Genomic DNA, 22,034 nt, shown 5'->3' with positions numbered 1-22,034 from the left:
TCTGTGAAGCGGGTGCGGGAGCCTGGCCCCCGGGAAGATCTCCCTGAAACGTAGACCGTGCATGTCACCGGTGTCAAGCACCTTGTTATCCGCACCATGACACCGGCGACATGAGCGTGTTTCTGCGGGTAGCATGTCAACGCGCGGCCACGGCTCCTCCTGCGGATCCCCGACGGCGCAGCATCCTTTCATCGTCGAGAAGAGAGCACGTCCCATGAGCGAATTCCACGGCCGCACCATCCTCGTCACCGGCGCGGGGGGCGGGATCGGCGGAGCGACCGTGCGCCATCTCGTGGCCGCGGGGGCGGACGTGCTCGCCGCCGGGCGCACCGCCGACAGCGTCGAGCAGATCGCCGCCGAGACCGGTGCGGAGCCGATCGTGTTCGATCTCGAGTCCGAGGACGAGATCCGCGCGGCGATCGAGGGCCGCGACCTCTACGGCGTCGTCAACTGCGGCGGCTGGGGCGGCGAGATCGCCACGCCCATGGACACCGACATCGCCGTCTTCGACAAGGTGATGAGCATCAACGCGCGCGGCTCGCTCCTCGTGACGAAGTACGCGTCGCGCGAGATGGTGCGCCTCGGCACGGGCGGCGCGATCGTCAACGTCTCGAGCCAGGCGAGCCTCGTCGCCCTGAGCGGCCACATCTCGTACGGCTCGTCGAAGGCGGCGCTGGACAACATCACGCGCGTCTCGGCGCTGGAGCTCGGCGGTCACGGCATCCGCGTCAACAGCGTGAACCCGACCGTCGTCATGACGCCCATGTCGGCCTGGTACTGGGGGCGCCCCGAGATCGAGGGCCCCTTCCTCGACGCGATGCCCCTGCACCGCTGGGCCACGGAGGACGACATCGCCGCGCCGATCGTGTTCCTCCTGAGCGACGGCGCCGCGATGATCTCCGGTGTCTCGCTGCCGATCGACGGCGGCTACTCGAGCCGATGACATCGGCGGAGCTCGAGCGCGGCCGGCGCCCCGCGTGGCCCGAGGCGCTCCCGATGGGGGACCGCCTCCGTGCCGGCGCGCGCGATCGCTGGGTGCGCATGCGCACGGAGCTCGGCGACGGCGAGGGACGGGTCGGGATGCTGCGCCGTCACCGCGTCGTCATCGCCGAGCTGTTCGGCGAGCACTCCTGGGTCACCGTGATCGCCGAGGACTGGCCGGCGCGCGACGGCGCCGCCGGGTGGACGGCGGTGCATCTGCCCGAGGCGGAGCCGTGGCGCCCGATCGAGTCCGAAGACGCGGGCGGCGCCGGCGTCGCCGCGGACCTGTTCGTCGCCGAGGTCGGGGCGACCACGCTCGACGACCTGCTCGGGCTCGCCCTCGACGGCCGGGCGCTGTTCGTGCTGGCCGACCCCGAGCGTCGCCGTCTGTACGCGCCGTACGACCTCGGGGCCGACGTGTTCTTCGTCGACGAGGGGGAGCGGGCGGCGTTCCGCGCCCGTCACGCCGACTGGCTGTCGCTGCGCGCCGGCGGGCTCTGAGGGTCTCGGGGTCTCATCGACCCTCAGGCGCCGCTGGTGGAGGCCCGCACGATGAGCTCCGGCGGGAACACCGTCTGGCGGGGGATGCTGTCGGGATCGGCGGCCTCCTCCATGAGGATGCGCAGCGCGGTGCGGCCGATCATCCGGCTGGGCTGGCGGATGGAGGACAGCGGCACGGCGGCCGCGCCCGCGAAGGGGATGTCGTCGAAGCCGATGATGGCGATGTCGGCCGGCACGCGCGCGCGGCCGTCGACGACGATCGCCTGCAGGAGCCCGAGGGCGAGCAGGTCGTTCGACGCGAAGAGCGCGTCGGGCCAGTCGCGGGGATGACGGGCGAGGATGCGGGCGCCCGCGGAGGACCCCTCGTCGACGGTCATCGCGGAGGTCGCGACCACTTCGAGGTCGACCTGATCGCCGGCATTCTCGGCCGCAGCACGCGCTCCGGCGAGTCGATCGGTCACCTGGCGCATGTCGAACGGCCCGCCGACGAAGGCGATCCGTCGGCGTCCGGTCGCGATGAGGTGCTCGACGGCCAGACGCCCGCCCGCCACGCTGTCCACGGAGACCGAGGAGAACCGGCCGTCGCCGCTGAAGCGGTCGACGAGCACAGTGGCGATCCCCGCAGCGCGCAGGCTCTGCAGACGGGAGGTCACGTCGCCGTAGGGCGCGATCAGCAGCCCGCGCACCTGCTGGTCCTGGAAGAGGTCGATGTAGAGCTTCTCCCGCGCGACGTCCTCGTCGGTGTTGCCGTAGAGGATCGCGATGCTCGATTTCGTCGCCTCGTCCTCCGCTCCGCGCACGACGTCGTTGTAGAACGGGTTCTGGCCGTTGAGGACGACGAATCCGACGGTGGAGGACACGCCCGCCCGGAGCTTCCTGGCCGCCTCGTTGCGCACGTAGCCGAGTTCGTCGATGGCTTTCGTGACCCGCTCGACCGAGTCGGCGGAGACCTCCTCGGGGCGATTGAGGACGTTCGAGACGGTGCCCACGGAGACGCCGGCGAGCTGTGCGACATCGCGGATGCTGACCGCCACGGGCACCTCCCATCCGTCGTTGGATCACGATTGGATCACTGTCGCTCATCGACTTGACCGCCTGTTCCGGCATCCATAGAGTAGCCTGAAATCGACCTGAATCGATTCAGATGTCTTCAACCACTCGAGCGATCGAGTCGGACCTCAACGAGGAGGAGTGGCCGTGGCCCTCGACGCCGATCCCCAGGATGCGCAGCATGCTCTGGTGCTGTCCCGCGTGGTGAAGTCCTTCGGGGCGGTCGTCGCGCTCCGCTCCGGCAGCCTCACGCTCGACCGCGGATCCATCCACGCCCTCATCGGCGAGAACGGCGCCGGCAAGTCGACGCTCGTCAAGATCATCGCCGGGCTCTACCGCCGCGACGCCGGCGAGTTCCTCCTGGAGGGCGCATCCGTCGACTTCACCAGCACTGCGCAGTCCAAGGCCGCCGGCATCGCCGTGATCTACCAGGAGCCCACGCTCTTCCCAGATCTGTCGGTCACCGAGAACATCTTCATGGGTCGCCAGCCCGCCAACCGGATGGGCCGCATCGACCGCAAGGCCATGCGCGCCGAGGCCGCGGAGATCTTCCAGCGCCTCGGCGTGGGACTCGACCCGGATCGCATCACCGAGGGTCTGTCGATCGCCGATCAGCAGATCATCGAGATCGCGAAGGCCATCTCCCTGGACGCGCGCGTGCTCATCATGGACGAGCCGACCGCCGCCCTGTCGGGTGTCGAGGTCGAGCGGCTGTTCGCGGTCGCGCGCAGCCTGCGCGACGAGGGGCGTGCGCTGCTGTTCATCTCCCACCGCTTCGACGAGGTCTTCGCCCTGTGCGACACCGTCACCGTGATGCGCGACGGCTCCTACGTCGACACCACCTCCATCGCCGACACGAGCGTCGACGAGCTCGTGCGCCAGATGGTCGGCCGTGACGTGACCGAGCTGTACCCCAAGCTCTCGGCAGAGATCGGCGATGTCGTCCTCGCCGTGGACGGACTCACCCGCCGCGGCGTCTTCAACGACATCTCCTTCACGCTCCGCGCCGGTGAGATCGTCGGTCTGGCGGGTCTGGTCGGCGCCGGGCGCAGCGAGGTCGCCCGTGCGATCTTCGGAGTCGACCCCTACGAGTCGGGCTCCGTGACGCTCCACGGCGCACTCCTGCCCAAGGGCGATCCGCGCAAGGCCACCGCGCGGGGGATCGCCCTCGTCCCGGAGGACCGTCGCAAGCAGGGGCTCGTGCTCGAGGACGGCGTCTCGCGCAACATGACGCTCGCCATCCGCTCGAAGCTGTCGACCTGGGGTCTCATCTGGGGCGCGCGGGAGAATCAGGCCGCCGAGGTGTGGGCCTCCCGCCTGGAGGTGAAGACCGCCGCGCTGGACGCGGAGACCGGCACCCTGTCGGGCGGCAATCAGCAGAAGGTCGTCATCGGCAAGTGGCTCGCCACCGAGCCGACCGTCCTGATCGTCGACGAGCCCACCCGCGGCATCGACGTCGGCACCAAGTCCGAGGTGCACCGTCTCCTCAGCGAGCTCGCCCAGCAGGGACTCGCGATCCTCATGATCTCGTCCGAACTCCCGGAGGTCCTCGGCATGGCCGATCGCGTCCTGGTCATGCGGGAGGGCCGGCTGACGGGCGAGTTCCCGCGCGCCGAGGCCACCCCCGAGGCCGTCATGTTCGCCGCGACCGCCGATGCGGAGGCCGCGGCATGAGCGCCGTCACGACACCGGTCCGGCCGGGCACCAGCCGCGCGGCGCGGATGGTGCGCGGCATCGCGACCACTCGCGAGACCGGCATCGCGCTCGCCCTCGTGCTCGTCGTGGTCGCCGCGACCGCCGCCAACTCCTCGTTCGTGTTCTCGAACGACGGCTTCCGCGACCTCCTTCTGACCCCGTCGCTGCTGCTCCTCGTCGCCGTCGGACAGGCGATCGTGGTGATCACGCGCAACGTCGATCTCTCGGTCGGGTCGATCGTCGGGCTCACCGCCTACCTGACGGGTCGGCTGTTCATCGACCTGGAGGGCATCCCGGTCATCCTCGTCTTCGTCGCCGGCGTCATCCTCGGCGCCCTGCTCGGCGCGATCAACGGCCTGCTGGTCGCCTGGGCGAAGGTCCCGGCCCTCGTGATCACCCTGGGCACGCTCTACATCTACCGGGGCCTCAACGTCGCCTGGACCGGCTCGGACCGCATCAACGCCTCCGACCTGCCACGCGAATTCCGCGGGCTCGGCACCGATCAGCTGCTCGGCATCCCGATCCTCACGCTGATCGCGGTCGTCGTGCTCATCGTCGCCGCCTGGTACCTGCGCAACATGCGCAGCGGACGCGAGTTCTACGCGATCGGCTCCGACCCCGCCGCCGCCCACCTCTACGGGCTGAAGGTCACCCGCCGCATCATCACCGCGTTCGTGGTGTCAGGTGCGCTGTCGGGCCTCGCCGGGGTGCTGTACGCCGCGCGCTACGGAACGGTCAGCTCGTCGGCCGGCACCGGGTGGGAGCTGCAGGCCATCGGCGCCGCGGTGATCGGCGGTGTCGCCATCTCCGGCGGAGTGGGCACGGTGTGGGGGGCCGCCATCGGCGCCTTCCTCCTGCTGACCATCAACCGCGCCCTCCCGATCCTCGGCATCGACGACTTCTGGCAGCGCGCCGTGGTGGGCGTGCTCATCATCGGCTCGATCGTTCTCGACCGCATCCTCGCGGTCCGGCAGCACCGACGACTCATCGCACAACGGGAGGAGGGACGATGACCACCCTGACCGAGAATCTGCCCACGCGCGACTACCGCGCCCACGCGCGTCCGGCATGGCGCCGCGTGCTGCTGACGCGCGAGTCGGCGATCATCGCGCTGCTGCTCATCGTCGTCATCGTCGCCCTGGCCTCCGTCAGGAACTTCGACAGCCCCCTCACGGTCACCTACCTGCTGCGCGACGTCGCCCCGATCCTGCTCATCGCCCTGCCGATGACGCTCATCATCATCACCGAGGAGATCGACCTCTCCGTCGCCTCGATCGTGGGCCTGTCGAGCGTCATGACGGGCCTCCTCACCCAGGCGGGGCTCCCCTTCCCGGTCGCGGCCGTCGTCGCGATCCTCGTCGGCACCGTCGCCGGAGCGTTCAACGGCTTCCTCGTCACCGTGGTCGGTCTGCCCTCGCTCGCGGTCACCATCGGCACGCTGGCGCTGTTCCGCGGCATCGCGGTCGGCCTCCTGGGCACCACGGCCATCACGGAGTTCCCGGAGGAGTGGACCGACCTCGCGAAGGCCAACATCCCCGGAACGCCGATCCCGGTCATCATCGTGCCCTTCGCGGTGCTCGCGATCGTGTTCGCGGTGATGCTGCACTTCACCCCCTTCGGCCGCTCGCTATACGCGATCGGCCTGAACAAGGAGGCCGCGCAGTTCTCCGGCATCGACGTCGGACGCACGAAGTTCCTGCTGTTCGTCATGTCCGGCGCGATGTCCGGCTTCGCGGGCGTCTACTTCACGCTGCTCTACTCCAACGCGCGCGGCGACAACGCGACGGGCATGGAGCTGCAGATCATCGCGGCCGTCCTGCTGGGCGGGGTGTCGATCTTCGGCGGACGCGGCGCCCTGCACGGCGTGATCGCCGGCGTCCTCCTCATCGGGACGCTCGGCAGCGCCCTCCGACTGGCCGGCGTCACCAGCGACATCATCAACGTCATCACCGGCGTCCTGCTGATTGTGTCCGTGGTCTCCGCGAGCGTGCTGGCCTGGCTGCACCGACGACGCGTCGCCGCCGTCGGACGCCGCAAGGGCCGTCGCAGCGCAGCCGCGGCATCCACGAACCCGTAATACCCACACGCGAGCCACTCGCACCAAGGAAGGAAACAATGATGTTCGGAATGAAGCGCACGCGGCGCGCAGGCATCGCCGCAGCCCTCACCCTGGGCGTGACCCTGGTCGCCGCCGGCTGCGCCGGTGGCGGAGGCGGCACCGCCAGCGGCGGCGGCGATGCCGGCGGCGGAGACGCCAACCTGTCGATCACGATGCTGCCCAAGAACCTCGGCAACCCCTACTTCGACACCTCCACCGGCGGTGCCGAGGACGCCGCGAAGGAGTTCGGCGGCACGTTCGACGAGGTCGGCCCCTCTGAGGCGTCGCCGACGTCTCAGGTGCAGTACATCCAGACCGCGGCCCAGCAGGGCACCGGCGGACTCATCGTGTCGGCCAACGACCCCGAAGCACTGTGCGACGCTCTCGACGAGGCGCGCTCGGCCGACGTCAAGGTCGTCACGTTCGACTCCGACACGAACCCCGACTGCCGTGACCTGTTCATCAACCAGGCCACCAGCGAGGGCATCGCGAAGGTGCAGGTCGACCTGATCGCCGAGCAGATCGGCGACGCCGGTCAGATCGCCGTGCTGTCGGCCTCGGCCAACGCGACCAACCAGAACGCGTGGATCGAGCTCATGAAGACCGAGCTGGCCGACAGCCACCCGGACATCGAGCTCGTCGAGGTCGTCTACGGCGACGATGACGACCAGACCTCGTTCGACAAGACGGCGGCGCTGCTGCAGACCTACCCGCAGCTCAAGGGCATCGTCTCGCCGACCACGGTCGGCATCGCCGCCGCCGGCCGCTACCTGTCGACGTCGGAGTACAAGGGCAAGGTCGCGTTGACCGGCCTCGGCACCCCGAACCAGATGCGCGAGTACGTCGAGGACGGCACCGTCACCGCGTTCGCGCTGTGGAACCCCGCCGACCTCGGCTACCTGGCCGCCTTCGCGACGCAGGCGCTCATCACCGGCGAGATCACCGGCGCGGAGGGCGACACCTTCGAGGCCGGCAAGCTCGGCAGCTTCACCGTCGGCGAGGGCGGATCGGTGCTCCTCGGAGACCCGTTCGTCTTCGACGCCGACAACATCGGCGAGTTCGACTTCTGAGTCGCTGACGCACGAGAGCCCGGCCGGATCACGATCCGGCCGGGCTCTTCGCGTGCGCGGCTCACCTCCGCTCGCCTGAGGGCGGCTCTCAGCCGCGCGGCTCGTAGCGGACGAGCGAGACGGATGCCGTGACCACCGCACGGAGGTCCTCCAGCGTCGCATCGGGGCCGAACCAGCCCTGCGCCCGCCCCTGCACCAGGACGTTGCCCAGCGCGGTGGCCTCGACGGGCCCGGCGAGCACCGGCAGCCCGGAGCGGTCGGCGGTCGCCTGGCAGAGCAGCCGGTTCAGCGATCCGCCGCCGACCAGGTGCACCGCGTCGAGCTCGCGCCCGGTCAGGAGCGCCGCGGTCGCCAGTGCGTCGGCGAAGGCCTGCGCGATGCTCTCGACGATCGTGCGGGCGAGCCCGGGGCGGGTAGCGGGAATGGGTGACCCCGCCTCCGCCAGCACCGCACCGATGCGCGCCGGCATGTCGCCGGGGGCGGCGAGGCGCGGGTCGTCGGCGTCGAAGAGCGGCACGTCGCCGGTGACGGCGGCCGCGGCATCCAGCAGCTCCGGAAGCGCGACAGGGGAGCCGTCCTCGTCCTCCCACGCGCGGACGGTCTCGCTGAGCAGCCACAGGCCCGTGACGTTGTGGAGGAAGCGCACGCGCCCGTCGACGCCGCCCTCGTTCGTGAAGTTCGCCGCGCGGGCGGCGTCGCTGAGCACCGGCGCGTCCAGTTCGAGGCCGACGAGGCCCCACGTGCCGCAGGAGATGTATGCGGCATCCGGAGAGCTCAGGGGGACGGCGGCCACCGCCGAGGCGGTGTCGTGCGAGCCCACGGCGATCACCGGCAGTACCGCGCCGACGTGCGTCGCCGCGACGCCGGAGACGTCGCCGATGTGCGTGCCGGGATCGACGATCGCCGGGAGGACGGATGCGGGGATGCCCAGCCGCGCGGCGAGGCCGAGGTCCCACGCACCGGTGCGGACGTCGAGCAGCCCGGTCGTCGAGGCGTTCGTGCGCTCGGCCCCGCGACGGCCCGTCAGCAGGAAGGCGACGAGGTCGGGGATGAGGAGCGCGACGTCGGAGCCTGTCAGCCGGTCGTCCGCGGCGAACTGGTAGAGCGTGTTGAACGGCAGGAACTGCAGACCGTTCCGGGGGTAGAGCTCGTCGAACGGTGCGACCGCGTGCACCGCCTCGACGCCGCGGGCGGTGCGGTCGTCGCGGTAGTGGAACGGCTCGGCGACGAGGGCGCCGTCGCGGATCAGGCCGTAGTCGACGGCCCACGAGTCGATCCCGACGCTCTCCAGCGCCGGCTCGCGCTCGAGCGCGAGCCGGAGGCCGTCGAGGATGTGCCCGTACAGCGCTGAGAAGTCCCAGTGGAGGCCGTCCTGGCCCGCCACGGGTCCGTTCGGGAACCGCGCGACCGGCTCGAGCCGCAGCATCCCCCCGTCGAATCGGCCGATCATCACGCGGCCGCTGGTGGCCCCGAGGTCGACCGCCGCGACCGCGCGGACCGCGCTGGCCGTCATCGGAGGAAGGCTGCGGCCACGCCGGAGTCGACGGGGATGTGCAGTCCCGTGGTGCGGCTCAGCTCGGGGCCGGTCAGCACGTAGACCGCGTCGGCGACGTTCTCGGGCACGACCTCGCGCTTGAGGATCGTGCGGTTCGCGTAGAACTGTCCGAGGTCCTTCTCGTCGACGCCGTAGGTGGCGGCGCGGTTGGCGCCCCAGCCGGACGCGAAGATGCCGGAGCCGCGCACGACGCCGTCGGGGTTGATCCCGTTCACGCGGATGCCGTGCTCGCCGAGCTCCACCGCGAGCAGGCGCACCTGGTGGGCCTGGTCGGCCTTCGTCGCGGAGTAGGCGATGTTGTTCGGCCCGGCGAAGACGGAGTTCTTCGACGAGATGTAGATGACGTCGCCGCCCATGCCCTGCTCGATGAGCGCCTTCGCCGCCGCCTTCGCGACGAGGAAGGACCCCTTCGCCATGACGTCGTGCTGGAGGTCCCAGTCCTTCTCGGTCGTCTCCAGCAGCGGCTTGCTCAGCGACAGGCCGGCGTTGTTGACGACCAGGTCGATGCCGCCGAACGCGAGCAGCGTCGCATCGATCGCGGCCTGCACCCCGTCGGCGTCGGCGACGTTCGCGGCGACGCCGATCGCGACGTCCGCGTTCCCGAGCTCCGCCGCAGCGGCCTGCGCCTTCTCCAGGTCGAGGTCGGCCACGACGACGCACGCGCCCTCGGCGGCCAGGCGGGTCGCGATGGCCTTGCCTATGCCGGAAGCCGCGCCCGTGACGAACGCGATGCGGCCCTGGTGGGTCTTCGGCTTCGGCATGCGCTGCAGCTTCGCCTCCTCCAGCGCCCAGTACTCGATGCGGAACTTCTCCGCATCGGAGATCGGCGCATAGGTGGAGATCGACTCGGCGCCGCGCATGACGTTGATCGCGTTGACGTAGAACTCGCCGGCCACGCGGGCCGTCTGCTTGTTCGCGCCGTAGCTGAACATGCCGACACCCGGCACGAGCACGATGAGCGGGTCGGCGCCGCGGATGGCGGGGCTGTCGGCCGTCGCGTGCGCGTCGTAGTACGCCTGGTAGTCCGCGCGGTACTGCTCGTGCAGCTCCGTCAGGCGGGCGACGGATGCCTCGATCGAGGCGTCGGCCGGAAGGTCCAGCAGCATCGGCTTGACCTTGGTGCGCAGGAAGTGATCCGGGCAGCTCGTGCCCAGCTCGGCGAGCTCCGGCGCGCGCTCCGACGCGAGGAAGTCGAGCACGACGTCGGAGTCGGTGTAGTGCCCGACCATCGGCTTGTCTCTCGAGGCGAGTCCGCGGATCGTCGCCGCGAGCGCGGCGGCCTTCGTCCGGCGTTCGGCCTCGGGCAGAGCGGCGAACCCCTCGCGGGACGCGCCGAACGGGGCGGCGGAGCCGTGCTCGTCGAGGTGGCGCTGAGCGGTCTCGATGATCCACAGGGAGTTGCGCTCGGCTTCCTCCGACGTGTCGCCCCAGGCGGTGATGCCGTGGCCGCCGAGGATCGTGCCGATCGCCTGCGGATTCTGCCGCTTGATCTCGGCGATGTCGAGTCCGAGCTGGAAGCCCGGACGACGCCACGGCACCCAGACGACCCGGTCGCCGAAGATCTCACCCGTGAGGCGCTCGCCGTCCGCGGCGGTCGCGATCGCGATGCCGGAGTCGGGGTGCAGGTGGTCGACGTGCGCCGCATCGACGAGGCCGTGCATGGCCGTGTCGATCGAGGGGGCGGCGCCGCCCTTGCCGTGCAGGCAGTAGTCGAAGGCCGCGACCATCTCGTCCTCGCGGTCGACGCCGGGGTAGACGTTCACCAGCGACCGGAAGCGGTCGAGGCGCAGGACGGCCAGGCCCGACTCGGTGAGGGTGCCCAGGTCGCCGCCGGAGCCCTTGACCCAGAGCAGCTCGACGGGCTCGCCCGTGACGGGGTCGGTCTCGGTGCCCTTGGCGGACGTGTTGCCGCCGGCGTAGTTCGTGTTGGCAGGGTCGGCGCCGAGGCGGTGGGAGCGGGCGATCAGCGCCGCGGCGGTCTCGTTCGTCATCTGCTTACGCTCCCCATCCGGCCTGGACGCCGCCGACGCGATCGGCCTCGATCTTCTCCTGGTACCCGGATGCCGCGTACGCGGCCATCGGGTCGGCGGGGAGTCCCCGCGACTCGCGCCACTCCGCCAGCGCGGGGCGGACGTCGGTGTAGAACGCGTCCATGAAGACGGCGTTGGCGGCCAGCACGTCGCCGGAGATCTGCGCGGCGCGGAGGGCGTCGCCGTCGACGAGCAGGGCCCGCGCCGTCATCTCCTGGACGTTGAGCACCGAGCGGATCTGTCCGGGGATCTTCTTCTCGACGTTGTGGCACTGGTCGAGCATGAACGCCACGTCGGGGTTGTTGAGGCCGCCGCCGCGGATGACCTCGAAGATGATGCGGAACAGCTGGAACGGGTCGGCGGCTCCCACGATGAGGTCGTCGTCGGCGTAGAAGCGCGAGTTGAAGTCGAACGAGCCCAGCTTGCCGAGGCGCTGGAGCTGCATCACGATGAACTCGATGTTGGTGCCGGGAGCGTGGTGGCCGGTATCGAGGCAGACCATCGCCTTGTCGCCGAGCGCCGCCACCTGCGCGTACGACGTCCCCCAGTCGGGCACGTCGGTGTGGTAGAACGCGGGCTCGAAGAACTTGTACTCGAGCACCAGGCGCTGGTCGTCGCCGAGGCGCGCGTAGATCTCCTGCAGCGACTCCTGCAGGCGGTCCTGGCGGCCGCGCAGATCGGCCTGTCCGGGGTAGTTCGACCCCTCGGCGAGCCAGATCTTCAGGTCGCGGGAGCCCGTGGCATCCATGATGTCGATGCACTCGAGGTGATGCGCGATCGCCTTGCGGCGCACGGCGGGGTCTTCGTGGGTGAGGGCGCCGAACTTGTAGTCGTCGTCCTGGAACGTGTTCGAGTTGATGGTGCCGAGCTCGACGCCGAGGTCGTTGGCGTGGCGGCGGAGGTCGGCGTAGTCGTCGACCTTGTCCCACGGGATGTGCAGCGCGACCGACGGCGCGAGCGCGGTGACGCGGTTGACCTCGGCCGCGTCGGCGATCTTCTCGTAGGGGTCGCGGGGGGTGCCGGGGGTCGCGAACACCTTGAAGCGCGTGCCGGAGTTGCCGAACGCCCACGAGGGCAGCTCGATGGCCTGCTGCTCCAGAGCGGAACGGATGTCGGGGGTCAGCGTCGTCATGATGCGGTGCCTTCGGTGTCGGTGTCGGTGTCGGTAGTGGTGCTGTCGGCGGTTGCGGCCGTCAGCTGGTCGTGGAGGTGGAAGACCTCGGTGAGGGGGGTCGCGGCCTGGTCGGGGCGGCCGTGGAGGCCGACGAAGAACTCGGCCATGGAGGCCTCCCACGCGGCGGCCACGGGCGAGGCGGCGAGATAGGCCTGTGCCGCGTCGTCGTCGTCGGTCTCGTAGTAGCCGAAGAGGCGGCCGTCGGCGCCCAGGAACAGCGAGTAGTTGCGGCGCCCGGCGGCGGCGATCTCGGCCAGCATCTCGGCGCGGACGGGGGAGTGGCGGCGGACGTACTCCTCGACGCGGTCGGGAGCGATCTGCAGCTCGAACGCGACGCGGGTCACGGGCACTCCTTCGTGTCGGCGGCGTCCGGAGCTCGTGTGGCGGACGCGCTGAATCGTTTCAAACGATAACCTGGGGAGCCGGTCGACGTCAAGACCGGACCCCGCGTCAGATTGGCTCCGATGGCAGTGAGTGTGAAGGATGTCGCGGCCGCGGCATCCGTCTCGGTCGGAACCGTCTCGAACGTGCTCAACCGCCCCGAGAAGGTGTCGCCCGACACGGTCGCCCGCGTGCACGCCGTCATCGCGGAGCTCGGATTCGTGCGCAATGACGCCGCCCGGCAGCTGCGTGCGGGTCGCAGCCGCAGCATCGGACTCGTCGTGCTCGACAGTGCCAACCCGTTCTTCGCCGAGGTCGCGCGCGGTGCCGAGGAGCGTGCCGCTGCGGACGGCATCTCGGTGCTGACCGGCAACAGCGGACAGGATCCCGCGCGCGAGGACGCGTACCTGGCCCTCTTCCGCGAGCAGCGGGTGAACGGCGTGCTGCTGACGCCGACGGGCAACGTCGGGGAGGCGGTGGTCGACGCCGGCGTGCCGCTCGTGCTCGTGGACGCCGGCGATCCGTCCGGTGCGGTGTCGTCCGTCGCGGTCGACGACGTCGAGGGCGGCGCGCTGGCGGTGTCGCACCTGCTCGCGCGGGGACGTCGCCGCATCGCCTTCGTCGGCGGACCCCTGTCGATCCCGCAGGTCGCCGATCGTCTCGAGGGGGCGCGGCGGGCCTTGGATGCTGCCCCGGATGCCACGCTCGAGGTGCTCGAGCTCGACGGACTCACCGTGCAGCACGGCCAGAACGCGGGCGCCGCGATCGCGGCGCGACCGGCGGCGGAACGCCCCGACGCGGTCTTCTGCGCCAACGACCTCCTGGCCGTCGGCGTGCTGCAGGGGGCGTCGATCCTCGGCGACGTGCGCGTGCCCGAGGACATCGCCCTCATCGGCTACGACGACATCGACTTCGCGCGCGCGACGGTGGTGCCGCTCTCCTCCGTGCGCCAGCCGGCCCGGCAGATCGGTGCGACGGCCGTGGAGCTGCTGTTCGAGACCCTGGCGGATCCGGATGCGCCGGCCCGCCACGTCCGCTTCCGCCCGGAGCTCGTCGTGCGAGCGTCGACCGGTGGCGCGGGTGGTGGCGTGGGCGGAAGTGAGGGCGTGGGTGGAAGTGAGGGCGTGGGCGCCAGTGGGGGAGTGGGCGGCGATGCGGGTGCTGGTGCCGTTGCAGCCGACCTGGGAGGCGCTGAGGGCGATCAGCGCGGCGCTTCCGGTGGCAGCGGCGACGGCAGCGGTGCGGCGGCCAGGCCATCAGGGGCGGCCGGCTCGCCGGAGTGATTTCGAGATGCCCAGGCGCTCCTCTCGTAGGTCGGAGCTCTTCCGTCGCGTGGTCCTGGACGAGGGTAGGGCGCGTTGGCTTGCGCGGTCCTGGATGCCGGTCGGGCGCGTTGGCTTGCGTGGTCCCGGTGTGGGGGGGTCCGGTTGGGGTCGTGCGTGTTCGCGCGCGTTCCCTCGCGTAGTACTGGACGCGGGTCGGGCACGTTCCCGCGCGCGGTCCGGGCGTGGGTCGTGCGCCTTCCGCGTGCGGTCCCGGACACGGAACGTGAGCACGCTGATCGTGCCGTCCCGCACGACGTGTGCCGAGCATTCACCGTGCATACGTCTTGCTGCGCGCCGGCTCAGAACGGTGGCGGGTCGCCCGTCGGCACGAACATCACGCGGGGTGGCGGCGGATCCTCGTAGGTGTTGCCGAGAGGACTGTGGAACTCGAGCGTTCCGTCAGGTCGCTGGTGAATAGTCCAGGGCGTCTCCGACTTCAGCGTGTGATGGCGGACACACAGATGCGCGAGATTGCCCAGCATCGTGCGACCGCCCTCGTGGTGCTCGTGGTTGTGGTCGATCTGGCAGCGGTGGGCTGGTTGCCAGCATCCTGGTGCGCGGCAGTGCCGGTCTCGGGCGCGGAGAAACCGGCGCTGGGCGGCAGTGGGCTCATACCGGTCGACCTCGACGACCGTACCGGTGACCGGGTGGAGCAGGAGGCGGTCCCAGCCCGGAGCATCGCCGGCCAGTCGACGCGCCGTGGCGGCGTCGATCGGCGCGCGCCCGTCGAGGGTCGCACCGGCGTCGCTCGCCCCGGTGAGAACGGTCGCGGGGATCAGGATCTGCACCGACGCGCGGATGGCACTCAGGCCGCCGGCGCCGTCGTCACGCGTCGGATCGGTCGCGGGACCGGACGTCAGCAGCAGGTCGGCGATCAGATCAGCTTCGATCTGAGACAGTGTGCGGGTGTCGACGACCGCCGCAGGCGAGCCGTCCGCCAGCGGGTCGGGTGCCGAGGGCAGAGCACCGCTGCCAGCAGCAGCACCCGCAGCCCCAGCCCCAGCCCCAGCCGATGCCGACACGGCCGCACCATCAGCCTCCCTCAGCGCCACCTCCCGCAGGCGCCGCGCCATACGTCCGATCCGGTCGGCGATGCCGCGCGCAAGGGTCGTGGGCAGGATGACGACGAGCTGCGACATGCCATCGGCGAGCTGCGTCACGGAGACGCCGCGCGTGAGCGCGGCCCGGGTGAACCTCTCGGTCATGGTCTCGGGGTCGACTGCCTCGGCCAGCTCCAGCGCGTAGGCACGCGTGCGACCGGGGCTCTGGGCGGCGGCGAACTCGAGGACCGTCGCCTCCCACGCGCCGCGCACGTCTGGATCGCCGATCGTCATACCGGCGTCGAGGATCGCCGACACGTGTCGCAGGGAGATCCTGCCGTCGGCGAGGGCGCCGACCGTCGCCGCGAGACGGGTCGTGAGCGTGAGGGCCTCGTCGAGCTCGCGCTGCATGGTGCGGTCATGCTGTCTGGTTGCTGCGCCCAGCTCGGCAGCGACGGACCGGACGGGCATGTCGCGCAGGCGTGAGGCGCGCGCGGGGAGGCGGCTCGTCTGCGCGACCGCGATCGCGGCGATCGCTGCCAGCGCGCGGATGCGCTCCGCCTGCGCGCGGCCGATCGCCGCATTCGATGCACGCACACCGTCGATCTCGGCGTTGAGCCGATCGACGTCGCCGCGTGAGAAGAACCCGGCCGGTGTGCTGTCCATGACGTGAATCTACGCGGGGCCACCGACATCGGCGGGGTCAGCTGACGGAGTCTGTTTGCACCTGTGGACTGGGGTTTTCGCTCGCGCCTGTGGAGGAGAAGTGGAGCAGCCGCCACCGCCTCCGAGACGGTCGAGAACGAAGAACTGGGGCGCACCTCGACCGCCTCTCAGGCGGTCAAGAGCAAAGAGGCGGCAACCCGACCCCGTCACACACCGACACGAACCTCCTCTCCCGCCCCGTCCATCCGGAATCCCACGAGACTCGAAGAGGAAGAGAACGCGCCGTCCCGCCGGGGAGCACCCCGCAGACGAAACGACGTCGCTGTGAACGGAAGGACCCCGATGACCTCTGACGCCGCCGTCTACGTGCTGCACGACAACCCCGAGTGGATTCCGCCGTTCGCGCGCGCGTTCGCCGCGGAGGGCGTCGAGCTGCGCGAATGGCCGCTGGGAACGGGAACCATCGACTTGGATGCCGCGCCGCCGGCCGGTGTCTTCTGGTCGCGGCTGAGCGCCTCCTCGCACACCCGTGACGCCGAGGGGGCCAAGGATGCGGCCCGAGCGACGCTGACCTGGCTGGAGAGCTGGGGGCGCCGCGTCGTCAACGGCTCCGCTGTCACCGCACTCGAAGTGAGCAAGGTCGCGCAGCACGCTGCGCTGCGCCGTGCCGGCTTCGACGTGCCGCGCACCATCGCCGTCTTCGGCCGCGAGGGGCTGAAGGAGAGCGCGCGGTCGCTCGAGGTGCCCTTCATCACGAAGCACAACCAGGGCGGGAAGGGCCTCGGCGTCCGCCGCTTCGACCGGTTCGAGGACTTCGACGCGTACGTCGACGGCCCCGACTTCGAGGTCGCGGTCGACGGCATCACCCTGCTGCAGGAGTTCCTCCTCTCCGCCGACACCTTCGTGACGCGCGCGGAGTTCATCGGCGGCCGGTTCGCCTACGCCGTCCGGGTCGACACCAGCGCCGGCGGATTCGAGCTCTGCCCCGCCGACGCCTGTGCCGTGCCGGAGAACGGGGTCGCCGCCGAGCCGCTCTTCCGCCTCCGCACGGAGGTGGGGCCGCAGCATCCGCTCATCACGCAGTACGAGGCATTCCTGGCCGCCCACGGCGTCGAGATCGCCGGCATCGAGTTCATGGAGACGCGCGACGGGCGCACCGTCACCTACGACGTGAACACGAACACGAACTACAGCCCCGACGTGGAGGCGGGCGTCGACGATCCGGCCGGACGCCGCGTCGCCCGGTTCCTCGGGGCGCTGCTCGCCGAGCAGACAGCAGCAGCAGCAGACGTGGCTGCCGTCCGATGAGGTTCGGATACTGGACGCCGACGTTCGGGGGATGGCTGCGCAACGACCCCGACGAGGGCGTGCCGGCGACGTTCGCCTACGTGCGCGACCTCGCCGCCGCGGCGGAGGCGTCCGGCTTCGCGCTCACCCTCGTGCCCGAGCTGAACCTCAACGACATCAAGGGACCGTCGGGTCCGGTGCTCGACGCGACCGCGGTCGCCGCCGGCCTCGCCGCCACGACGCACGAGCTGGAGATCATGCTGGCGGTGCGTCCCGCGTTCCATCCGCCCGCGTTGACGGCGCGGCAGCTGGCGACGATCCAGGATGCTGCAGCCGGCCGTCTCTCGCTGAACATCGTCTCCGCATGGTGGGCGGAGGAGGCCCGGCAGTACGGCGTTCCCTTCGGCGACCACGACGCGCGCTACGCGGTCACCCGCGAGTACGTCGAGGTGCTGCGCGGGCTGTGGCAGCACACGCCGTACTCGTTCGATGGTGCGCACTACGCCTTCGACGGGACGCATCTCGAGCCCAAGCCGGTCTCGGCGCCGCTGATCTACGCCGGCGGCGAGAGTGAGGCCGGACGCGAGGCCATCACCGAGTTCGCCGACGCCTACGTGACGCACGGCGGCACGGTCACCGAGCTCGAGGAGAAGATCCGCGACATGAGGCGCCGGCGGTCGGAGGTCGGACGCCCCGACCTCGCCCACATCGGCATGTCGGCCTTCGTCGTCGTGCGCGACACGGAGGAGGAGGCGCAGGAAGAGGTGCGACGGATCACCGCCGTGACCGAGGGTCCGGCCTACGACTCGTACCGCGCCTTCGTCGAGAACTCGAACCTCGACGTCGAGGTCGCGCTCGCCGATTACTCCGTCTCGAACCGGGGCCTGCGGCCGAACCTGGTGGGCACGCCGGAGACCGTGGCTGGACGCATCCGCGACTTCGAGGCCGTCGGCGTCGACACGCTCCTCCTCCAGTTCTCACCGCCGCTCGAGGATCTGGAGCGGTTCGGCCGCCAGGTGATCCCGCTCGTCGACGGCGGGACCGCGTAGACAGGGGCTCATGCGAGGAGGGGCGCGAGCGGACTTCCATCAGTAAGGTGAGATCAGATTCACCACAGAATGGAAATTCAGTGAGCACTCTCTCACCGCCCTCCCGCACGCTCGGCCGGACCGGGATCGAGGTGACGACGGTCGCCCTCGGCACGTCCGGGCTCGGTCGCGGAACCGCCCCCGGATCGCCGCAGGAGAGCGCGGCTGTGGAACTGGCGACGGCGATGCTGGCGAGCGGGCGCACGATCGACACGTCGAACGAGTACGCCGGCGGCCGCTCCGAGCCCGTGCTCGGTCTGGCGCTGCCCGCCGTCCGCGACGCCGCGTCGCGGGTCGTCACCAAGGTCGACCGCGACCCGGAGACCGGCGCCTTCGACCGCGACCGCGTCCTGCGCTCCTACGAGGAGAGCCTGCGCCGCCTCGGCGTCGATCGCGTCCGGCTCCTGCACCTGCACGATCCGTACACCGTGTCGTACGAGGAGGCCGTCGCCCCGGGCGGCGCGCTCGCGGGGATGCTCGAGCTGCGCGACAGCGGTGCGGTGGATGCCATCGGCATCGCGGCCGGGCCGATCCCGCTCATGACGAGGTACGTCGACACCGGCGCCTTCGACGTGGTGCTCAGCCACAACCGCTTCACCCTCGTCGACCGGAGCGCCGCCGCCCTGTTCGAGAACGCGCGGACTCGCGGCATGGGCGTCGTCAATGCCGCCCCCTTCGGCGCGGGCATCCTCGCGACCGGCGCGACGGGCGGCACCACGACCGGGGCCGGTGCCGGCCGGGCGCCGGCAGCCGCGCCCTCCTACGGCTACCGTCCCGCCTCCGCCGCGCTGCAGGACTGGGCGCGCCGGGCGGAAGCCGTCTGCGCCGCGCACGGCACGACTCTTCGCGCCACTGCGCTCCGGTTCTCGACTCGCTCGCCGCTCGTGGACATGACGGTCGTCGGGGTGTCCTCGGTCCCGCGGCTGACCCAGCTCGACGCACTGGAGGCCGAGACGATCCCCGACGACCTGTGGGCCGAGATCGACGCGCTCGGGCCGGCTCCCACGCCGATCGACGACGACGCCCCCGGCGGTGCGGGATGAGCGCCTACGTCGAGTCCTTCCGACCGGGCGCCGGCCGGCGCCGCCCCCGAGCGGACGCGCCGAGCGATGCATCCGTCCTCTCGCTCAACGGCTCCTGGCGATTCCGGCTCTCGCCGACGGCCGCCGGAACGGGTGACGCCTTCATCCGCGACGGGTTCGACGACGGCGGCTGGGACGCCATGCCCGTGCCGTCGCACTGGGTGCTCGAGGACTTCACGCCTCTCGCCGGCGGTCCGGCGCGCTCGATGCGCGGCACCGAAGAGGGGCCGCTCTACACGAACACCGCCTATCCGATCCCGCTCGATCCTCCGCGCGTGCCGACGGAGAATCCGACCGGCGACTACCGGCTGGTCTTCGACGTGCCGGCAGGGTTCGAACGGGCGGTGCTCCGGTTCCAGGGCGTCGACTCGTGCGCGAAGGTGTGGCTCAACGGGGCCGAGCTCGGCTGGTCGATGGGGAGCCGCCTTCCGTTCGAGTTCGACGCCCCCGTCCGCGCGGGCCGCAACGTGCTGGCGGTGCGGGTGCACCGGTGGTCGGCGGGCACCTACCTCGAAGACCAGGACATGTGGTGGCTGCCCGGCATCTTCCGCGACGTCGAGCTGATCGCGCGACCGGCCGGCGCCATCGACGACCACTTCGTGCACGCCGACTACGACTCCGCGACCGGCATCGGCACCCTGCGCGTGGATGCCTCGTGCCCGGCCGTCGTCGAGATCCCCGAGCTCGGCATCCGCATCTCCGCGGGTGAGACGGTGTCGGTCCTCGTCGAGCCGTGGAGCGCGCGTCGCCCTCGGCTCTACCGCGGCACGCTGCGCTCCGAGGGCCACGCGGTGGACGACACCGAGACCGTGGCCCTCGCGGTCGGCTTCCGCCGCGTGGAGATCGTGGACGGCGTCTTCCGCGTGAACGGGCGCCCGGTCACCTTCCACGGCGTGAACCGGCATGAGCACCACCCCGACACCGGTCGCACGCTCGACCGGGAGACGATGATCCGCGACATCGAGCTCATGAAGCGGGCGAACATCGACGCGGTCCGCACGAGCCACTACCCGCCGCATCCCGAGTTCCTCCGGCTCTGCGACGAGTACGGGCTGTGGGTCGTGCTCGAGGTCGACCTCGAGACGCACGGCTTCATCTACGCCGGCTGGGAGGGCAACCCGCCGGCCGACGCCCGCTGGCACGACGCGCTCCTGGACCGCCTGCACCGCACGGTCGAGCGCGACAAGAACCACCCCAGCATCGTCGTGTGGTCGCTGGCGAACGAGAGCTGGGTCGGCGACGCCTTCGGCGACATGCGGCGGTGGCTCGATGACCGCGACCCGTCGCGGCCCGTGCTCTACGAACGCGATCCGCGCTACCGCGACTCCGACTTCGCCTCGCTGATGTACCCCTCGCTCGAGCTTCTCGAGCAGATCGGCCGCCGGGAGGAGCCGCGCGGCGGGCGCCTCGGCATGCACGGGATCGTCTTCGACGACGAGGTGGACCGCGAGGTCGAGGGGGAGCCGGATGCCGCGACCCAGGTCATCGCGGTCACCGACGCCGACGATGCCCGGCGCCGGAGCCTGCCGTTCCTCCTCGTCGAGTACGCGCACGCCATGGGCAACGGTCCCGGTTCGCTGCAGGACTACCAGCGGATCATCGAGGCCCACGACCGCCTGTGCGGCGGCTTCGTCTGGGAGTGGATCGACCACGGCTTCACCGTCGACGGTTCGGACGGACAGCCGATGATCATGCACGGCGACGACGTCGACTACGAGCCGCGCGGCGGGCGCTTCAGCCTGCACGGGCTCGTCTTCAGCGATCGCACCCCGACCCCGGGGCTCGTCGAGCTGGCGAAGGCCTACGCTCCGCTCGAGATCGCCGTCGACGACGTCGTGCGCATCCGCCACCGGCGGCAGGACGCGGATGCCACGGGGCTGACCTTCCGGTGGACGCGCGAGATCGCGGGCGAGGCCGTCGACCGCGGCGTGCTCGACGTGCCGGTGCTGACGGCCGGCGAGGCGGTCGAGGTCGCGCTCCCGGTCGATGTCGGCAGGATCGACGCGACAGCGGCGGACGCGGTGCTGACCGTGGAGGCGGTGCTCGCGTCCGACGAGCGCTGGGCGCCCGCCGGGCACGTCGTGGCGTGGGGCCAGCGGGTTCTCGACGGGTCCTCGCCCGCGCCTCGCGAGCCCGCGTCCGGCACGCGGCGAGCGCGCGGCGCGGCATCCGGAGCGCTCGAGATCGGCCCCGGGATCTTCGACCGGACGACGGGCCGGATGCTGCGGCTCGGTGATCTGGAGATCGACGGCCCGACGCTCGACCTGTACCGGGCGCCCACCGAGAACGACCATGGTCAGGGCGAGACGAACGACCTCGCCTCCGTGTGGCACAGGACCGCGCTGGACCGCCTGCTGCACCGCATCGACGACGTCGCGGAGGATGCCGGATCGCTCGTCGTGCGCGGCCGCACCGCTCCGCGCACCCACCCGCACGGCGTGGACTGGATGATGCGGTGGACGCCCGACGGCGACGGCCTGCTGCTCGAGACCGAGGTCGACTTCACCGGGCCCTGGGCCGACACCCCGTACATGCACCGCGACATCGTCGTGCCGCGTCTCGGACTGCTGTTCGCGCTGCCCGCGCAGCTGGGCGAGGTCGCCTGGTTCGGCCGCGGACCCGGGGAGACCTACGCGGATTCGTTCGAGGGCTCACGCATCGGCCGCTTCGCCGCATCGGTCGACGCCCTGCAGACGCCCTATCCCGTGCCGCAGGAGAACGGCAACCATGTGGGAACACGCTGGCTGGAGCTGCGGGGAGAGGATGCCGGGCTACGCGTCGACGGATGCCCGCTCTTCGACTTCACTGCGCGGCGCTGGACGTCGCACCACCTCGCCCGCGCCGGAAAGCCGCACGAGCTGCGCGACACCGGACGGGTGTGGCTGAACATCGATCACGCGCAGCAGGGGGTCGGGTCGGCCTCGGTCGGCCCCGCCCTGCCGGAGCAGTACCGCCTACCCCGCCGGCGCACGGAGTGGAGCGTGCGCATCGCCGCGATCGTCTCCTGAAAG

At 71.0% G+C, this 22,034-nt stretch carries 16 protein-coding genes and 1 pseudogene; 11 read left to right on the top strand and 6 right to left on the bottom strand.

Features of this window, described 5'->3' with window-relative positions; translation table 11 throughout:
- Positions 1-214: 214 nt before the first annotated feature.
- Both CVS47_RS14600 and CVS47_RS14595 read left to right on the top strand, forming a co-directional pair.
- A complete protein-coding gene (locus tag CVS47_RS14600; protein WP_127096739.1) occupies positions 215-943 on the top strand; it encodes an SDR family oxidoreductase in 729 nt (242 codons plus the stop codon).
- A 53-nt stretch (positions 944-996) separates the two neighbouring features.
- Positions 997-1,482: a DUF3885 domain-containing protein gene (locus tag CVS47_RS14595; protein ID WP_127096738.1), complete on the top strand. Its 486-nt coding sequence runs from the start codon at positions 997-999 to the stop codon at positions 1,480-1,482.
- Positions 1,483-1,505: 23 nt separating this feature from the next.
- On the opposite strand, the gene CVS47_RS14590 is transcribed toward CVS47_RS14595, so the two are convergent.
- Positions 1,506-2,516, bottom strand: coding sequence for a LacI family DNA-binding transcriptional regulator (locus CVS47_RS14590; protein WP_127096737.1), 1,011 nt, complete (start codon positions 2,514-2,516; stop codon positions 1,506-1,508).
- A gap of 157 nt (positions 2,517-2,673) precedes the next feature.
- Here CVS47_RS14590 and CVS47_RS14585 point away from each other — a divergent pair, with 157 nt between their 5' ends.
- Genes CVS47_RS14585 through rhaS form a run of 4 tightly spaced genes read left to right on the top strand, consistent with a single transcriptional unit; the run spans position 2,674 to position 7,395 of the window.
- Entirely contained in the window at positions 2,674-4,206 is a 1,533-nt protein-coding gene (locus CVS47_RS14585) for a sugar ABC transporter ATP-binding protein (protein ID WP_378790301.1), read from the top strand.
- Entirely contained in the window at positions 4,203-5,240 is a 1,038-nt protein-coding gene (locus CVS47_RS14580) for an ABC transporter permease (RefSeq protein WP_127096735.1), read from the top strand. The genes CVS47_RS14585 and CVS47_RS14580 overlap by 4 nt, the downstream gene beginning before the upstream one ends.
- Entirely contained in the window at positions 5,237-6,304 is a 1,068-nt protein-coding gene (locus CVS47_RS14575) for an ABC transporter permease (protein WP_127096734.1), read from the top strand. Before CVS47_RS14580 ends, CVS47_RS14575 begins: the two co-directional genes overlap by 4 nt.
- 50 nt (positions 6,305-6,354) lie before the next feature.
- Complete coding sequence (rhaS, locus tag CVS47_RS14570) at positions 6,355-7,395, top strand: rhamnose ABC transporter substrate-binding protein (RefSeq protein ID WP_378790300.1); 1,041 nt, start codon at positions 6,355-6,357, stop codon at positions 7,393-7,395.
- Between the two features lie 88 nt (positions 7,396-7,483).
- On the opposite strand, the gene CVS47_RS14565 is transcribed toward rhaS, so the two are convergent.
- From CVS47_RS14565 to CVS47_RS14550, 4 genes are read right to left on the bottom strand one after another with little or no spacing between them, the layout of a single operon-like run.
- Positions 7,484-8,908 (bottom strand): rhamnulokinase, encoded by a 1,425-nt coding sequence (locus tag CVS47_RS14565; RefSeq protein ID WP_127096732.1) that lies wholly within the window; start codon positions 8,906-8,908, stop codon positions 7,484-7,486.
- Positions 8,905-10,941, bottom strand: a complete 2,037-nt coding sequence (locus CVS47_RS14560) for a bifunctional aldolase/short-chain dehydrogenase (RefSeq protein ID WP_127096731.1) — start codon at positions 10,939-10,941, stop codon at positions 8,905-8,907. Before CVS47_RS14560 ends, CVS47_RS14565 begins: the two co-directional genes overlap by 4 nt.
- Positions 10,942-10,945: 4 nt before the next feature.
- Positions 10,946-12,112, bottom strand: a complete 1,167-nt coding sequence (gene rhaI / locus CVS47_RS14555) for an L-rhamnose isomerase (RefSeq protein ID WP_127096730.1) — start codon at positions 12,110-12,112, stop codon at positions 10,946-10,948.
- Positions 12,109-12,498: an L-rhamnose mutarotase gene (locus CVS47_RS14550; protein WP_127096729.1), complete on the bottom strand. Its 390-nt coding sequence runs from the start codon at positions 12,496-12,498 to the stop codon at positions 12,109-12,111. The genes rhaI and CVS47_RS14550 overlap by 4 nt, the downstream gene beginning before the upstream one ends.
- A gap of 120 nt (positions 12,499-12,618) precedes the next feature.
- Between CVS47_RS14550 and CVS47_RS14545 the strand changes: the two are divergent.
- Positions 12,619-13,611, top strand: a pseudogene (locus CVS47_RS14545) (LacI family DNA-binding transcriptional regulator); the annotation flags it as partial.
- A 548-nt stretch (positions 13,612-14,159) separates the two neighbouring features.
- Here the strand turns inward: CVS47_RS14545 and CVS47_RS14540 are convergent.
- Positions 14,160-15,566 (bottom strand): HNH endonuclease signature motif containing protein, encoded by a 1,407-nt coding sequence (locus CVS47_RS14540; RefSeq protein WP_127096727.1) that lies wholly within the window; start codon positions 15,564-15,566, stop codon positions 14,160-14,162.
- Positions 15,567-15,908: 342 nt separating this feature from the next.
- On the opposite strand from CVS47_RS14540, the gene CVS47_RS14535 reads away from it, so the two are divergent.
- The 4 genes from CVS47_RS14535 to CVS47_RS14520 all read left to right on the top strand — a co-directional run bounded on the left by CVS47_RS14535 (position 15,909) and on the right by CVS47_RS14520 (position 22,031).
- Positions 15,909-16,874: an ATP-grasp domain-containing protein gene (locus CVS47_RS14535; RefSeq protein WP_127096726.1), complete on the top strand. Its 966-nt coding sequence runs from the start codon at positions 15,909-15,911 to the stop codon at positions 16,872-16,874.
- Positions 16,871-17,902 (top strand): LLM class flavin-dependent oxidoreductase, encoded by a 1,032-nt coding sequence (locus tag CVS47_RS14530; RefSeq protein WP_127096725.1) that lies wholly within the window; start codon positions 16,871-16,873, stop codon positions 17,900-17,902. The genes CVS47_RS14535 and CVS47_RS14530 overlap by 4 nt, the downstream gene beginning before the upstream one ends.
- Before the next feature lie 80 nt (positions 17,903-17,982).
- On the top strand, positions 17,983-18,984 hold the full coding sequence (locus CVS47_RS14525; RefSeq protein WP_127096724.1) for an aldo/keto reductase: 1,002 nt from the start codon (positions 17,983-17,985) through the stop codon (positions 18,982-18,984).
- Entirely contained in the window at positions 18,981-22,031 is a 3,051-nt protein-coding gene (locus CVS47_RS14520) for a glycoside hydrolase family 2 TIM barrel-domain containing protein (RefSeq protein WP_127096723.1), read from the top strand. Before CVS47_RS14525 ends, CVS47_RS14520 begins: the two co-directional genes overlap by 4 nt.
- The last annotated feature ends 3 nt before the right edge of the window (positions 22,032-22,034 follow it).

It is taken from the genome of Microbacterium lemovicicum (genome assembly GCF_003991875.1).
Lineage (GTDB): Bacteria > Actinomycetota > Actinomycetes > Actinomycetales > Microbacteriaceae > Microbacterium > Microbacterium lemovicicum.
This window is presented reverse-complemented; position numbering and strand designations above follow the sequence as displayed.